Origin of the sequence: Bifidobacterium santillanense, from assembly GCF_018555385.1 — a bacterium.
GTDB classification, from domain to species: Bacteria; Actinomycetota; Actinomycetes; order Actinomycetales; family Bifidobacteriaceae; genus Bifidobacterium; species Bifidobacterium santillanense.
The window spans coordinates 197,232-212,481 of record NZ_JAFEJS010000002.1; the positions used below are offsets into that span (position 1 = coordinate 197,232).

A 15,250-nucleotide genomic window follows, 5' to 3' on the forward strand; every position below is an offset into this window, starting at 1 on the left:
CGTAACCGCCGCGGACCGTCGGTCAGGCGAAGAGCGCGGCGCCGTCCTTGACGACGATCAGCACGACGAGCGCGACGATCCACACCACGTCGACCATGAGGTCGTAATTAAGCCGGTAGTAGGTGTCGAGCGCGCGAGGGCCGCCATTCCGGGAGCCCGGGAGCCGCTGCACCGTGACGGTCGCGTGCGTCAGCGCGATGAACTGGATCGTGGTCGAGAACATGAGCGCGAGGCACCACGGGCACAGGGCGTGGATGACGAACAGCGACTGCGTGGTCAGCCAGTAGGAGTAGGCGATCGCCGCCAGTCCGCCGAACCACGTGCATGCGGCGAACCACGTCGGCACCTTCACCCGGGCCAGCCCGATCACGGCGATCGTGACGAACACCGATTCCGCGGCGATGCCGAAGAACGCGTTCGGATAGCTCAGTCCGGCGAACCTGACGATCTCCGCCTGCCAGGACTGGGCGACGGCCGAGCACGAGAGCACCGAGTTCACGTCGCAGCCGAGCGACTGGCCCGGGTGCCTCGCCAGTTCGAGCGTCTCGGCGCTCAGCACGAACGAGACGACCAGCGCCGCCGCCGAGGCGAGCAGCATGACCAGATACGTCCATGTAGCGCCGTGCCGGAACCCCCTGGGCAGACGCGCGTCCGCCGCTGCCGCCGCCCCGACGGCGATCGTGTCGGCGTCCCCGTCCTCGTTTCCATTGTGGTTTCCATTGCCGGCCATCGGTACTCCCCTCTATGCCTGTATGCCTGACGTCGTGCAGACCGCCGATCACGACGGCTGCAGTGATTACAGCGATTACAGCAGCGTGACGTCGCCGACCAGCGTGGCCGAACCGGTGAGCCTCACGTCCTCGTCGGTCACGTCGACACGCAACGTGCCGCCGCGCACGGTGATCGTCCAATGGTCGATGCCGGTCTTGGCGCGCAGCGTGATCGCCGTGGCGCACAGACCGGTGCCGCACGACAGGGTCTCGCCGCAGCCGCGCTCGTTGACGCGCATCGTCGCCTCGCCCGCCATCTCGGCCTCGTCGATCTCGTCGATGCGCACGAACTCGACGTTCTGGTCGGATTCGATGACCGGGGCGACGACCGGCTTGGTCACGAGATCGAGATCCTCGACCTTGGGCAGGCTGGAGAACGCGTCCTCGACAAGCGCCACCACGTGCGGGTTGCCCATGTCGACGAACGTGCCGCGCGCCGAGCCCGGGGTGCCGGGGATCGTGACCTCGTACGCGTCGAGCTCGCCGCGGCTCCACGCCCCCATCTCCACGCGGAACACGTCGCGGCCGAGTCCGGGCACGTCGCCGAGCGAGGTGAGGACCTTGACGCCGGCGCGCGTGCCGAGACGGAACTCGGCGCCGTCGAACAGGCCGTGACGCTGCGCGAACAGCGTGATGGCGCGCGTGCCGTTGCCGCACATCTCCGCGAGCGAGCCGTCGGCATTGCGGTAGTCCATGAACCATTCGGCGCCGTTCGCCGCGCAGTCGGCCACCTGCGCGTCGTCGAGGTCGGACACGTCGCCCGGATGGGCGAGACGGATCAGACCGTCGCCGCCGATGCCGAAGTGGCGGTCGGCGAGAAGACGGACCTCATCCTCGGTGGGCTCGTACGCGCCGTCCGGATCGAGGTAGACGACGAAATCATTGCCGGTGGCGTGCGCCTTGGTGACATGCTGCGGAATGCTCATGGCTCCACAGCATACTCGCCCTCCCCTCGCGGTTTGTCGTTGATATCGGCGGTGAGTAGGCTGGAGGCGAACAGGAAGACGCAAAGGAGGATGCGTATGGCCTCGACGGCTCCGATCGGCGTGTTCGACTCGGGTTTGGGCGGTATCTCGGTGGTCCGGCAGTTGGCGAAGGACATGCCGCACGAGCGCGTGCTGTACTTCGGCGACTCCGCGAACGCGCCGTACGGCGTCAAATCGCCCGATCAGGTGCAGCGGCTGAGCTTCGACATCGTCGAACGCTTCGTGCGCGAGGGCGTCAAGGCCGTGGTCATCGCGTGCAACACGGCCACGTCAGCCGCGGTCAACGAGCTGCGCGAGGCGTACGACATCCCGATCATCGGCATGGAGCCGGCGCTCAAGATCGCGTGCGACCGCGGCGACGTGCCGTCCGACCCGCACCACATCCCGCAGCGCGTGATCGTCGCGGCCACGCCGCTGACGCTGCGCGAGCGCAAGTTCGCGAAGCTGATGGAGCGTTTCGACTCCGACAACGAGATCTTCAAGGAGCCGTGCCCCGATCTGGTGGAGATCGTCGAATCCGGGCGTCTGGGCGACCACGATCTGGTGATGCGCACGCTGCACGGTTACTTCGACCAGTACGATCTGGACCGCATCGACTCGGTGGTGCTCGGCTGCACGCATTTCGTGTTCTACCGCGACTACTTCCGCGAGCTGCTGCCGGAGCGCGCGGCGGTCATCGACGGCAACGAGGGCACGGTGCGGCATCTGGGCGTGGTGCTCGAATCGCTGGGCGGACTCGCCCCGGAGGATGCGACCGGATCGGTCGAGCTCGCCAACTCCGATCCGTCGGAACGCATCGCGGCGCTGTCCAGGGAGCTGCTCGCGGCGTGACGCGGGTTCCCGCGCCGTCCTCACGGACGGCCCCGCGGAACCCGAGGCAGATCGACGACGGCCGACGAATTGTCCAATTACCCCCGTTTTGTCCCGGCCGAGGGCGTAGTCTCGCACGTGATCGACGCGGGGATCGCACCGGAACGGACCTTCCGGCCGACGGCACGAACCCGCGGATTATGCGGACATAAGGGGGAAGTGTTATGGGCAACAGGACGGCGCTGATCGACGTGGGCGGCGGGTTCCGCGCGATCTTCGGATGCGGCGTGATGGACTACATGCTCGAGGAGGGCGTCGACGTCGACATGTGCTACGGCGTCTCCGCGGGCGCCGCGAACATGACCTCATTCATCGCGCGCCAGCACGGACGCAACCACACGTTCTACACGAAGTACGCGTTCCGCAAGGAGTACGCGAGCGCCGAGAGCTACTTCAGGAACCACAACTTCGCGAACCTCGACTACATCTACGGCACGCTGAGCAACCACGACGGCGAGTATCCGGTCGACTTCGAGGCGTTCGAGGCGAACCCGACGGGATTCACCATCGTCGCGTGCGACGCCGAGGACGGGTCGACCAAGTACTTCGACAAGTCGCGCATCCGCTACGACGACTTCGACGCGGTCAAGGCGTCGTCGGCCGTGCCGGTGGCGTGCGAGCCGTACGTGGTGGACGGCGTCCCCTACTTCGACGGCGGCATCGCCGACCCGGTCCCGGTGCAGAAGGCGCTCGACGACGGCTACGACCGCGTGGTACTGGTCCTGTCCCGTCTGCGCGACGAGGTGCGCCAGCAGCGCCGCGACCTCGCGCCGGCGCGCATCCTCGAGCGCACGTATCCGGCCGCCGCCGAACGTCTGCGCATGCGCTACCAGACGTACAACGACGAGATCGAGCTGGCCAAGCGCTACGAGGCCGAGGGACGCGTGCTGATCCTCGCGCCCGAGGACCTCTACGGCCTCAATACGCTGAAGAAGAACTTCGAGGGCCTCGAGATGATGTACCGCAAGGGCTACGCCGCGGCCGCCGCCATCCCGAACTTCCTCGCGAGCTGATCTCGTACCGGACCGGACCGGTACGTTCCTTTCCCGGATGCCCCGAACGCTGATACGATGGAATCGACAGCCGCGGCCGACGATGGACGCGACGCATCATGGAAGGGGAAAGCACCATGTTCTTCAGCGCAGCGTTCGGGGCGACGATGGCGATCGTGTTCGCCGTCGTCGTGATCCTGCTCCTCCTGCTGTTCTCGGCGATCTTCATCGTGCCGCAGCAGCAGGCCTACATCATCGAACGGTTCGGCAAATACAAGACCGTGCAGTTCGCCGGCATCCACATGCGCATCCCGTTCGTCGACCGCATCGCGATGAAGACGAACATGCGCGTCAACCAGCTCAACGTGCAGCTGGAGACCAAGACGCTCGACAACGTGTTCGTCACGGTCGTCGCCTCCACGCAGTTCCGCGTCAACCCGGAGAACGTGGCCACCGCGTACTACGAGCTGCGCGACCCGGCCGGGCAGCTGCGCTCCTACATGGAGGACGCGCTGCGAAGCGCCATCCCCGCGCTGACGCTCGACGACGCGTTCGCCCGCAAGGACGACGTCGCGTTCGACGTGCAGAAGACCGTCGGCAACGAGATGAGCCGGTTCGGCTTCACCGTCGTCAAGACCCTGATCACCGCGATCGACCCGTCGCCGCAGGTCAAGAACGCGATGGATTCGATCAACGCGGCCCAGCGCGAGAAGGAGGCCACGCGCCAGCGCGCCGAGGCCCAGCGCATCCAGATCGAGACGCAGGCCGCCGCCGAGGCCGAGAAGACCAGGCTTCAGGGCGAGGGCCAGGCCAACTACCGCCGCGAGATCGCCAACGGCATCGTCGACCAGATCAAGAGCCTGCAGGCCGTGGGCATGAGCATCAACGACGTGAACAACGTCGTGCTGTTCAACCAGTACCTCGACGTGATGCGCTCGTTGTCCGAGTCGAAGAACGCGAAGACCCTGGTGCTGCCCGCCTCCACGCCCGGCGGCTACCAGGACCTCTACGAGCAGGTCACCAGGGCCATGCTCACCGCGTCCGAGGCGAGCGGGTCCGGCACCGTTCCGGGCGCCGCGCCGTCCTCCGGCTCGACCGGCTCCCACGCACGGACCAGATAGTCGGGATCGCCGCCGGTCCGGTCCTTTCGATTCCACCCTCTCCGTACCGTTCGCACGTTTCGTATCATCCGTGTCGCCTGCAATCGTCGTCCGTTCCGTGTGACCGAGGTCATCCCCGACTGCACGGAACGGACGCCCGCGGACGGCTCCCACCGTCCTACACTGGGCGGCATGAGCGAGAACACCGAATACATCGACAACAGACTGATCGTCAACTGCCTGCCGCTGACCGACGACGAGCGGCGGGACTTCATCTCCGCCGTCGACGGTACCGACGCGCGCATCGAGTTCGTCGGCAACCCGATGGAGCGCGGCACGATGTCGTGGCACGCGCGCGTGCCCGCCGAACTCAGGTCCCGCGCGACCGCCGTCATCGGCAACATCCCGCCGGACGAGTGCGCGCAGTACCCCCATCTCGAATGGCTTCAGACGTGGAGCGCCGGCGTCGACCGGTACGTCGCGCCGGGCGTCCTCGGCGACGGCGTGCGCGTGACGAACGCGTCCGGCGCCTACGGCCAGACCGTCTCCGAGCATCTGTTCGCGATGATGTGGTCGTTGATGCGCAACATCCCGATGTACGCGCGTCAGCAGTCCGAGCACCGCTGGCACGATCTGGGCCGCGCGCTCTCGCCGGCCGGGGCGACCGTGCTGGTCGTCGGCACCGGCGACATCGGCTCGCACTTCGCGACGCTGTGCAAGGCGGTCGGCGCGCGCACGGTCGGCGTGCGCCGCGACCCGTCGAAGCCCGCGGACGGCATCGACGAGATGCACGGCTTCGACGATCTGGATGCGCTGCTGCCTACGGCGGACGTGGTCGCGCTCGTCGTGCCCGCCGCGCCGGACACCCATCACCTCATCGACGGCCGTCGCCTGCAGATGATGAAGTCCACCGCGGTCCTGCTCAACGCGGGGCGCGGCACCGCCGTCGACCCGATCGCGCTGGCGCGGGCCCTGTCCGAGGACCAGCTGCACGGCGCGGGGCTCGACGTCACCGAACCCGAGCCGCTGCCGGCGGACAGCCCGCTGTGGGACGAGCCGCACTGCCTGATCACCCCGCATGTGGCCGGCGGCAACCATCTGGAGGTCACCGAGCGACGCATCGTCGCCATCGCATTGGAGAACACGCGCCGCTACGCCGCCGGCGAGCCCCTCATCAACGTGCGCCGGTAAACGATCGGTACCAAGTCGGGCATCCACTGCACCGTCCACCGCACCCCATCATCCACCGCGTCCCGCACATCCACTGCGCCTCACCGTCCACCGCGCCTCACCGTCCACCGCGCCTCACCGTCCACCGCGTCCCACCATCCGCTGCACCCCACTTCCGCGGCACCTTTTCTCGGGATTTGTCCTTTGCCCGAGAATAGGTGCCGCCAACTGCTTCCTGGAGGTACTTTTTCTCGGGATTCTCCCCCATCGCGAGAATAGGTGCCGCCAAGCGTCAATCAGCGGTACTTATTCTCGGGCAATGGGACGATCCCGAGAATAAGTACCCCGGCATGCACCCGAGGAGTGCCGACGCGCTTCGTCACTCCTCGTACAGGCTCTCGCCGTTGGTCTCGATGACGCGCCGGTACCAGTCGAACGACTTCTTGCGGCGACGCTCCAGCGTGCCGTTGCCGAGATCGTCCTCGTCCACGTAGATGAAGCCGTAGCGCTTGCTCATCTGCGAGGTGGAGGCGCTGATGATGTCGATGCAGGCCCAGGTGAGGTAGCCCATGCATTCGACGCCCTCGTCGATGGCCTCGGCGACCGCCTTGAAATGGCGACGGAAGTAGTCGATGCGGTAGTCGTCGTCGATCGAGCCGTCCTCGTTCACCGTGTCGTACGCGCCGATGCCGCTTTCGACCACCCATACGGGCTTGTGGTAGCGGTCATACAGGTCGATCATGCCGATCTTGAGTCCTTCGGGGTCGATCTGCCAGCCCCAGTCGCTGGTCTCCAGATACGGGTTCCTGACTCCGGTGACGAGATTGCCGCCGACCTTCTCGCGCTGCTCGGCGTGCACCGACTGCACCATCGACATGTAGTAGCTGAAGGTGATGAAGTCGACCGTGTACGCCTTGAGGATCTCCTCGTCGCCCGGCTCGAAGCGCACGTGGATGTCGTTGCGCCTCCAGTAGTTGAGCACGTGACGCGGGTATTCGCCGAGCACCTGCACGTCCGTGTAGAACATGTTGGTGCGGTTCTCCCGCTGGGCCAGATACACATCCTCGGGATTGCAGGTCTCCGGATAGTTGAGGGTCTTCGTCACCATGCAGCCGATGCGGAAGTCGGGGTTGATGCGGCGTGCGAGTTTGGTGACGAGCGAGGAGGCGACGAACTGGTGGTGCAGGGCCTGGTAGATCGCCTGCTCCGCCTCGTGCTTGTCGGCGTACTTCTCCTCGACCACACCGACTGTGGTGAACGCGTGACGGAACACGCTGTCGATCTCGTTGAACGTGAGCCAGTAGGTGACGAGGTCACGGTATCGCTCGAAGCACACCTTCGCGAATCTGACGAACATGCCGATGACCTCGCGCGACGTCCAGCCGTCGTAGTGGTTGACGAGATAGAGCGGCATCTCGTAGTGGCTCAGCGTCACCAGCGGCTCGATGCCGTGTTCGCGCAGGCAGCGGAACACGTTCTCGTAGTAGGCGAGACCGGCCTCGTTCGGCTCCTCCTCGATGCCGTTGGGGAAGATGCGCGTCCACGCGATGGACAGTCGGAACGACTTGAACCCCATTTCGGCGAGCATCGCGATGTCCTCGCGGTAGCGGTGGTAGAAGTCGATGCCGCGACGCTTCGGATAGTACGTGACATCGTCGGTGGCCATCGCCTTCTCGATGTCCTCCGGCCCGACATGCCACTGGGAGACGTAGTCCTTGATGTCGAGATGCGGACGGTAGCTGGCGACGTCCGCCACGCTCATGCCCTTGCCGTCGACGTTCCACGCGCCCTCGGCCTGGTTCGCGGCGATGGCGCCGCCCCACAGGAATCCTTCGGGGAAGTGCTTCACATCGGTCGCGGTCGGGTCTTCGATCGTATTCATGGTCATGGTTCATGCCTCCTTGACGTTGGTGGTTGCGGTTGCGCTGATTTCGGTATCGGCATCAGCCGTACCGGATGCATCGATGACGGTTCGGACCGGCCCGGACTCGGCCGCGTTGGTGACGACCATCATCGTGGTGGTCGCGTATCCCCTGTCGCGGATGAGTCCCAGATCGAAGTCGACGAGCGGTTGTCCGACCGTGACATGATCCCCCGGCTTGACCAGGGGCGTGAACCCCTCGCCCTGCATGTTGACGGTGTCGATGCCGATGTGCATGAGGATCTCGACTCCCCCGCACACCATGCCGATCGCGTGGCCGGTCGGGAAGACGACCTTGACCTCGCCGTCGGCCGGGGCGAGCAGCTGCCCCTCGGTCGGCTCGATCGCCACGCCGTCGCCCATCGCCTTGCCGGCGAAGACCGGGTCGGCGACGGAGTCGAGCGGGACGACCCTGCCGGCCACGCACGGGGCGAGGTCGACGCCGGATGCCTCGATGACGGTCTCGGGCTGCGCGACCGGCACGGCGGGCGTCGCGGACGCGGCCGCGTCACCGATCCCGGCATCGGCATCCTGAGTGCCGAGTCCGAGCATATAGGTGAGCACGGCGGTGATGACGAACGACATCGCGATGCCGATGCAGTAGACGGCGAACGTGTCGCCGAAGAACGCGGGCAGCGTGGTCAGCGCCGGGAACACGTACACGATGGCCTTGGTCTGGAACGCGCCCATGAATCCGCCGGCAATCGCACCGCCGATCACCTGGGCGATGAGCGGACGCTTGTACTTGACGGAGATGCCGTAGACGATCGGTTCGGTGATGCCGCCGAGCAGCGCCGGGAACAGGGCGGACAGGGCGAGGGACTTCTCCTCCTTGTCCTTGAGGCGGAAGAACGCGCCGAGGGCGGCACCGGCCGAGGCGAAGGTCGCGGCGGCGATCATCGGTCGGATCACGTCGTAGCCGCGCGTGGCGAGGTTGTTGACCATGATCGGCACGATGCCCCAGTGGATGCCGACCATGACCAGGAAGGTCCAGCCGCCGCCGATGAGCGCACCGGTCAGCAGACCGGACTTCGCGGACAGGAAGTTGACGATCTCGCCCATGCCGTTGCCGAGATAGACGCCGAGCGGTCCGATGACGATCGCGGAGAGCGGCACCATGACGAACAGCGCGATCATGCTGGACAGGAAGATCTCCAGACTCTTCGGGACGAACCGCCTGAGCAGTCGTTCCAGATGCGAGTAGATCCAGATGGACAGGATCGCGGGGATGACCGTGCCCGAATAGCCCATCAGCACGGTCGGGATGCCGAGGAAGTCGACGACATCGCCCGTGTTCTTCATCAGCCCGGTGAAGTTCGGCTCCATCAACGCGCCCACGATGGCCAGCGAGATGAACGGGTTGCATTTGAACGTGCGCGCGGAGCCGACCGCGAGGAACAACGGCAGGAAGTAGAAGACGCTGTTGCCGGCCGCAGCGAGGATCTTGTAGGTGCTGCCGTCGGCGCTCATCAGGTCGTAGGTGGTGAGGATCACCAGCACGGCCTTGAGCATGCCCGCGCCGGCGAGCGCCGGAATGACCGGGTTGAAGATCGTGGAGAGCGTGTTGAACAGTCGGATGACGATGTTCGGCTTCCTCTCCTCGCCGCCGTCCGCACCGGCACGGTCGACGGCACCGTCGCCGTCCTCGGTCGGGCTCGGGAACCGGTATTCGGCCTGCACGGCGTCGTAGACGTTCTCGACCTCGCTGCCGATGACGACCTGGAACTGTCCGTTGCCTTCGACGAGCGACAGCACACCTCTGGTGTGCTTCAGCTCGTCGCGGCGCGCCTTGGAACCGTCCCTGAGACGGAACCGCAGACGCGTCACGCAGTGATACAGGCTGACGACGTTGTCCGGGCCGCCCACCTTGTCCACGATGTCGTGCGCAAGGGCGGAGTAATCCTTCCCGCTCATATCCACTCCTCATTGTGTGTCGGAAACCGTTGCGTTTCTTGGGTTTCTTGTGATATCGCTGCGCAGTGGTTCCAGACTAACAACGGGAGGATGCGGAATCGGAGTCGGTTTCCTTATTGGAAACCGCCGGCCTCACGAGTCGGCGAGTCCGGCGTATCGCCGGTATTTGAAGGCGATCAGATCGGTGACGATCGGATAGAGGACGCTGTGCGTGCCGAATCCCGACGGGTTCGGCATCGTGATGCAGTAGTCGGCGATGCCCGACTTCGCCACCTCGGGATTGGCGGTGACGCACACGATTCTGGCGCGGCTCTCCTTGAACACGTTCTTTCTGACGTCGCCCTGCGCCAATTGCTGGCGCAGCAGGTAGTCACCCGAATAGGAGAAGACGATGATCAGGGTGTCCTCACCCGCCGACGCGACGAATTCGTGCTGCTTGTCGTCGCGCATCGCCGTGTAGATGAACTTCTGGTCGTAGGCGAGCTTCGACTGCAGATCGATGGCGGCGGTCTCCGAATACACGAGGCCGAACGCGGCCACCTTGTCGTAGCGGGTCAGATCGATGGCGAGACGATCGATGTTGCCGTCCTCCAGCAACGCCTTCTGCGCCGCGACGTCCTCGGCGAGTCTGTCGATGTACTCGTCGGTGCCGTGCTCGGTCATGTAGCCGAGATTCATCTTGTCGAAGGTGAGTCGATTGGAGGCGTTGCGCGGCACGGACTCCTTGAGCGCAGGGTAGTTGGGGAATCCGATGGAGCGGCAGAACTTGGAGATCGTCGATTTCGCGACCGCGCACAACGCCGCCATCTCATCGATGGTCATGTTCTGGATGGACCAATAGTGCTCGAGCATGGTGAGCGCGATGTGGTATCGCGTCGAGTGCATGTCCTCTTCGATGAGGATGATCAGCAGACGGTTGAGCAGCATTCCCATGCTTTGATTATCCCTCCCCGAATGTCGAGGAACCAGCCACGCCCCATCCCCGCGTCACCTTTTCTCGGGATTCGTCCTTTGCTCGAGAATAGGTGCCTCCAACCGCTTCCTGGAGGTACTTTTTCTCGCGATTCTCCCCCATCGCGAGAATAGGTGCCGCCGAGCGTCTGTCCGCCGAGCGTCAATCAGCGGTACTTATTCTCGAGCAATGGGACGATCCCGAGAATAAGTACCCCGGAGAGGGCGCAGCGGGAAAGAGCACATCATCGGGAGACGCATCAGGAAGAGGGACACCAGACTCCTAAGGGGCTACAGTGGTTCGCGGCCACGGGGACACCTCGGCTCATGGTCATCGAGGACACCGACCCATGACCATCCGCGACACGCGCGGGACACGGGCAAATGTCGTACTGGGTCGAGATGACCAAGGACTGACCATCCGCGACACGCGCGGGACAGGGGGCTCCGACCACATGGGTCGCCGACGGTTGCCGTCGTCGATGGCGACCCCATATGGTCGGCATCATGAGAACGCATAAGGAACTCGCCGCGATGATGCGGACCGCGCAACGGGAACGACGTTGCGTCATCGGCTGCAGCAGATCCATCCGCCGGGCATGCAGGCGTCGGCTGGATGCGGGTGAACTGGTGTCGCCGTATCGGAACCTCTACATGGAACGGACCTACTGGGATGCGCTCAATCCCGAGGAACGGTCGTTGCATGTGATCCGCGCACTGTCCAAGCTCCACCCGCGATGGGTGTTCGCCGGATTGAGCGCCGCATGCCTGTACGGCTTCGAGCATGCCCATTCGCTCCATGACGGCACGGTCCATATCGTCTGCACCGGAGGCATCACCGATGGGGACCACGACCGGTTGCGACGCATCTACATGCCCCGCATACCGCTGTGGGTCAACCGCGATCGATGCTATATGACGTCCCCGGCCCGCACGCTGATCGATTGCGCCGGCTACCCGTTCGCCAACGCGTTGGCCATCTACGATTCCGCGCTGCGCGGAGGACGCGTCACCATCGAGGATGTGCGTACGCTCATGATCCAGACCACCTGCGATGAGGACGCCGTGACCAGACTGCTGCGTCATGCGAATCCCCTGAGCGAGAACGGCGGGGAGTCGCTGATGCGCGGACGGATCGTCGAACTGGATTTCGCCGAGCCGCTGCTGCAGGTCGAATTCGACAATCCCGCCAATCCGTCGATGCCGTATCGGGTCGATTTCTGCTGGCGGCTCGCTGACGGCCGCATCATCGTCGCCGAATACGACGGCATGGCGAAATACGCCGACACGAGCAATCCGAACCGGGCCAGTCTCCGGTCGAAGCTCGACTATGAACGCGCCCGTGAGCGGGATCTCAGGGCGCAGGGCGTCACGGCGATCGTCCATGTCTTCTATGAGGACGTGATGACGCCGCAACGTCTCGGGGAGAAGCTGACGACCGCCGGCGTACCGAAACTGCGGTGATTCCCGGCCGCAACGATGACGACGATCCCCGCTCCCGATCATGACGGCGCTTCCCGGTCCCGATGTTTCCCGGTTACCGACGCGGCGCATCGTCCCGACGGTATCCAGGCGGGCCTCAGCGGCACATATTCTCGTGATTCGTCCAATGCTCGAGAATATGTGCCGTCAGCAACTTCCCGGCGGTACTTATTCTCGAGATCCTCCCCCATCGCGAGAATATGTACCGCTCAGTATGGCCCAGCGGTACTTATTCTCGAGCAGCGGGACGATCGCGAGAAAAGGTGCCGCGGAAACGGAGAGTCACCGGAGCACCGTGACGGACCGACGGATCAGTAGGCGTTGGCGATGGCCTGGTCGAGGTCGGCGATGAGGTCGTCGGCGTCCTCGAGACCGATGGACAGGCGGATGAGGTTGTCGGTGACGCCGGCGGCGATGCGGTATTTGGCCGGCACCTCGCGGTGCGTGATGCGCGCCGGATCGACGATCAGCGAGCGGGCGTCGCCGATGTTCGGCACGTAGGAGAACACCCTGACGCCGTCGAGGATGCGGCGCACGTTGCTCTCGTCGCCGTCGACCAGGAACGACAGGATCTGGCCGACGCCCTTCGGGAAGTACTTGGGCAGCAGGTCGAACTGCGGGGTGTTGCCGAGTCCGGAATAGTTGACCTTGATGACGTGCGGCGTGCGCGTCAGATGCGCGGCGATGCGGCGGGCCGTGGCCACCTCGCGCTCGGCGCGCACCGGCAGCGTCTCGAGTCCGATCATCGACAGGTACGCGTTGAACGGGCTGGGCACCGCGCCGAACGTGCGCAGGTACTTGATGCGGATGCGTCGGATGAACGCCTCGCGCCCGTAGCGGCTGAAGAAGCTGTGCTCGATGCCGTTGCGCTCGTCGGAGACGACGAGCTCGGGCGTGGTGAACTGCGGGAAGCGGCCGTTCGACCAATCGAAGTTGCCGGCGTCGACGACCACGCCGCCGATGGCGTTGCCGTGTCCGGTGATGCCCTTGGTCGTCGAGTGGACGACGATGTCGGCGCCGAACTCGATCGGGCGCAGCAGGTACGGGGTGGGCACGGTGTTGTCGACGATCAGCGGGATGCCGTGCTCGTGTGCGAGCGCGGCGAGCGGCTCCAGATCGGTGATCTCGGTGGACGGGTTGGCGACGGATTCGGCGAAGATCGCGCGCGTGTCCGGGCCGATCTTCGAGGCGACCTCGTCGAGGTCGTTGATGTCGTGCACGAAGTCGGCGTGGATGCCGAACTGCGGGAAGAAGCTCTCCATCGCGTCGACCGAGGCGCCGTACAGGTTCGACGGCGAGACGATGCGACCGCCGCCCTCCGCGGCGCACAGCAGCGCGAACGACACGGCGGCCATGCCGGAGGCGACCGCGACCGCGCCGACGCCGCCCTCGAGCTTGGCGATGCGCTTCTCCAAGGCATCGACGGTGGGGTTGGCCACGCGCGAATAGGAGAATCCCTCGGCGGTGCCGGCCGCGAGCGCGTCGCCGCGCACGGCGCTCTCCATGTCGAAGGCGGCGCTGGCGTAGATCGGAGGGCTCACGGCGTCGCCGTTGCCCAAATAGTCGTAGCCGGCGTGGATCGCATCGGTGTCAAAAGCTCGCGTCATGTGGAATGTCCTTCTGCTCACGGTTCAATGCTCTCCAGTCTAAAACCCGGATGCCGCGATGCCGCGCGAAAAGGACCCGCACGATACAGCCGTTGCTTATCGTGCGGTATCAACCCGAGTGATTACGCGATCTGATCCGTCGCGGCGAGCGCGTCCAGCGCATCCGCGGCGAGCGCGTCGAGGAACCGGGCGCCGGCGATGATGCCGGCGGGATCGGGACGGAAGGTCGGCCCGTGGGCGGCCCCCGTATCGCCGGCGCCGATGTGGACGAACAGTCCCGGCGCCCTGTCGAGGTAGTAGGAGAAGTCCTCGCCGCTCAGCTGCGGACGGTCGACCGCCACGTCGAGGCCGTTGTCGAGCGCGACGCGACGGCCGAAGTCGGCCCAATGCGGGTCGTTGACGACCGACGGCGAGCCGAAGAACCATTCGATGTCGGCGCTCGCCCCGTACGCGGCGGCGACGTTCTCGATGATGGCGACGGCGCGGTCCTTGGCGATGACTCGGTCCTCGGGTTCGGTGACGCGCACGGTGCCCTCGAAGAAGGCGTCCTGCGGGATGACGTTCCACGAGCTGCCGGCCTCGATGTGCGTGACGGACAGCACGCGCGGGTGGGCCGGATCGAGGCTGCGCCCGACGACCGACTGGAGCGCCTGGACGACGTTGGTGAGCACGACGATCGGGTCGACGCCGCCGTCGGGTTCGGCCGCATGCGATCCCTTGCCGTGGATGGTGACCTGGAACTTGTCGACGGCGCCGGAGACGCCGCCCTCGCGGATGCGGATGGATCCGACCTCGCCGGGGCCGTCGTGGGTGCCGAAGAACGCCCGGACGTCGTCGAGGACGCCGGTGTTCAGCACCTGCACGGCGCCGGTCGGGCGTTCGGCGGTGGCGCGGCCCTCCTCGGCGGGTTGGAAGATGATCTTGACGTCGCCGGCGAGGTCGCCCGCGTCCGCACGGCGCTTGAGGAGGACGGCGGCGCCGAGCGCGACCGACAGGTTGAAGTCGTGGCCGCAGCCGTGCATGAGCCCGGGGTTCTCGGAGGCGTAGTCGAGGCCGGTGTTCTCGACGATGGGCAGGCCGTCGATGTCGCCGCGGATGGCGACGACCGGGGCGGATGCGTCATTCGACGCCCCGCGCACGATCGCGACCAAGCCGGTTGCAAGCCCGGAGTCGAGGATCTCGATGCCATGGTCCTCGAGGATCCCACGGATGCGCGCGGTCGTCTCGAACTCCTCGTACGAGGGTTCGGGATGCCGGTGGAACCAGCGGTAGTGCTCCTGAAGCAGGGCGTCGAGCGTGTGGAGGTCGGGCGTTTCGGTCGTCGGCGTGCTCACTGCGTTGCCTTTCATGGGTTTCGAGTTTCGGGTTTTGGGTTTCGAACGGCTCACGGACGCGGAAAGCGGATGACCGTACGCAAACGGCGATGACGGTCATCCGCTCCCTTCAACGGTTCATCCGCACGGACGAACCGGAGGCATCCTGATCGG

The 15,250-nt window shown here is 65.5% G+C and carries 12 protein-coding genes; 5 read left to right on the top strand and 7 right to left on the bottom strand.

What is annotated here, in order from left to right; all coding sequences use genetic code 11:
* Positions 1-22: 22 nt before the first annotated feature.
* Positions 23-730: a vitamin K epoxide reductase family protein gene (locus JS528_RS03395; protein ID WP_214357699.1), complete on the bottom strand. Its 708-nt coding sequence runs from the start codon at positions 728-730 to the stop codon at positions 23-25.
* 75 nt (positions 731-805) lie between these two features.
* Entirely contained in the window at positions 806-1,696 is an 891-nt protein-coding gene (gene dapF / locus JS528_RS03400) for a diaminopimelate epimerase (protein WP_214357700.1), read from the bottom strand.
* A gap of 96 nt (positions 1,697-1,792) precedes the next feature.
* Between dapF and murI the strand changes: the two genes are divergently transcribed.
* From murI to JS528_RS03420, 4 genes are all read left to right on the top strand, one after another.
* Positions 1,793-2,587: a glutamate racemase gene (gene murI / locus JS528_RS03405; protein ID WP_214357701.1), complete on the top strand. Its 795-nt coding sequence runs from the start codon at positions 1,793-1,795 to the stop codon at positions 2,585-2,587.
* A 203-nt stretch (positions 2,588-2,790) separates the two neighbouring features.
* Positions 2,791-3,639 (top strand): patatin-like phospholipase family protein, encoded by an 849-nt coding sequence (locus tag JS528_RS03410; RefSeq protein WP_214357702.1) that lies wholly within the window; start codon positions 2,791-2,793, stop codon positions 3,637-3,639.
* Positions 3,640-3,785: 146 nt separating this feature from the next.
* Positions 3,786-4,739 carry an SPFH domain-containing protein gene (locus JS528_RS03415; protein ID WP_214357830.1) on the top strand — a complete coding sequence of 318 codons (954 nt, stop codon included), beginning with the start codon at positions 3,786-3,788 and terminating at the stop codon, positions 4,737-4,739.
* A 171-nt stretch (positions 4,740-4,910) separates the two neighbouring features.
* Positions 4,911-5,909, top strand: coding sequence for a D-2-hydroxyacid dehydrogenase (locus JS528_RS03420; RefSeq protein ID WP_214357703.1), 999 nt, complete (start codon positions 4,911-4,913; stop codon positions 5,907-5,909).
* 358 nt (positions 5,910-6,267) lie between these two features.
* On the opposite strand, the gene JS528_RS03425 is transcribed toward JS528_RS03420, so the two are convergent.
* The 3 genes from JS528_RS03425 to JS528_RS03435 form a co-directional block, all read right to left on the bottom strand.
* Positions 6,268-7,776, bottom strand: coding sequence for a glycoside hydrolase family 1 protein (locus JS528_RS03425; protein WP_276312605.1), 1,509 nt, complete (start codon positions 7,774-7,776; stop codon positions 6,268-6,270).
* Between the two features lie 3 nt (positions 7,777-7,779).
* Positions 7,780-9,723, bottom strand: a complete 1,944-nt coding sequence (locus JS528_RS03430; RefSeq protein WP_214357704.1) for a beta-glucoside-specific PTS transporter subunit IIABC — start codon at positions 9,721-9,723, stop codon at positions 7,780-7,782.
* Between the two features lie 132 nt (positions 9,724-9,855).
* The gene (locus JS528_RS03435; RefSeq protein WP_214357705.1) at positions 9,856-10,656 is read right to left on the bottom strand and encodes a MurR/RpiR family transcriptional regulator; all 801 of its coding nucleotides are present in this window, start codon (positions 10,654-10,656) and stop codon (positions 9,856-9,858) included.
* A 525-nt stretch (positions 10,657-11,181) separates the two neighbouring features.
* Between JS528_RS03435 and JS528_RS03440 the strand changes: the two genes are divergently transcribed.
* Positions 11,182-12,138, top strand: a complete 957-nt coding sequence (locus JS528_RS03440) for a hypothetical protein (protein ID WP_214357706.1) — start codon at positions 11,182-11,184, stop codon at positions 12,136-12,138.
* A gap of 329 nt (positions 12,139-12,467) precedes the next feature.
* On the opposite strand, the gene JS528_RS03445 is transcribed toward JS528_RS03440, so the two are convergent.
* Together JS528_RS03445 and JS528_RS03450 are read right to left on the bottom strand one after the other, a co-directional pair.
* Positions 12,468-13,763 (bottom strand): O-acetylhomoserine aminocarboxypropyltransferase/cysteine synthase family protein, encoded by a 1,296-nt coding sequence (locus JS528_RS03445; RefSeq protein ID WP_214357707.1) that lies wholly within the window; start codon positions 13,761-13,763, stop codon positions 12,468-12,470.
* 122 nt (positions 13,764-13,885) lie between these two features.
* The gene (locus tag JS528_RS03450; protein ID WP_338069763.1) at positions 13,886-15,097 is read right to left on the bottom strand and encodes an amidohydrolase; all 1,212 of its coding nucleotides are present in this window, start codon (positions 15,095-15,097) and stop codon (positions 13,886-13,888) included.
* Between the last annotated feature and the right edge of the window lie 153 nt (positions 15,098-15,250).

Coding starts and splice junctions, on each gene's coding strand:
- JS528_RS03430 (WP_214357704.1), bottom strand. CDS start 9,723: ATGAGCGGGAAGGATTACTCCGCCCTTGCGCACGACATCGTGGACAAG.
- JS528_RS03420 (WP_214357703.1), top strand. CDS start 4,911: ATGAGCGAGAACACCGAATACATCGACAACAGACTGATCGTCAACTGC.
- murI (WP_214357701.1), top strand. CDS start 1,793: ATGGCCTCGACGGCTCCGATCGGCGTGTTCGACTCGGGTTTGGGCGGT.
- JS528_RS03395 (WP_214357699.1), bottom strand. CDS start 730: ATGGCCGGCAATGGAAACCACAATGGAAACGAGGACGGGGACGCCGAC.
- JS528_RS03415 (WP_214357830.1), top strand. CDS start 3,786: ATGGCGATCGTGTTCGCCGTCGTCGTGATCCTGCTCCTCCTGCTGTTC.
- JS528_RS03445 (WP_214357707.1), bottom strand. CDS start 13,763: ATGACGCGAGCTTTTGACACCGATGCGATCCACGCCGGCTACGACTAT.
- JS528_RS03435 (WP_214357705.1), bottom strand. CDS start 10,656: ATGGGAATGCTGCTCAACCGTCTGCTGATCATCCTCATCGAAGAGGAC.
- JS528_RS03425 (WP_276312605.1), bottom strand. CDS start 7,776: ATGACCATGAATACGATCGAAGACCCGACCGCGACCGATGTGAAGCAC.
- JS528_RS03410 (WP_214357702.1), top strand. CDS start 2,791: ATGGGCAACAGGACGGCGCTGATCGACGTGGGCGGCGGGTTCCGCGCG.
- dapF (WP_214357700.1), bottom strand. CDS start 1,696: ATGAGCATTCCGCAGCATGTCACCAAGGCGCACGCCACCGGCAATGAT.
- JS528_RS03440 (WP_214357706.1), top strand. CDS start 11,182: ATGAGAACGCATAAGGAACTCGCCGCGATGATGCGGACCGCGCAACGG.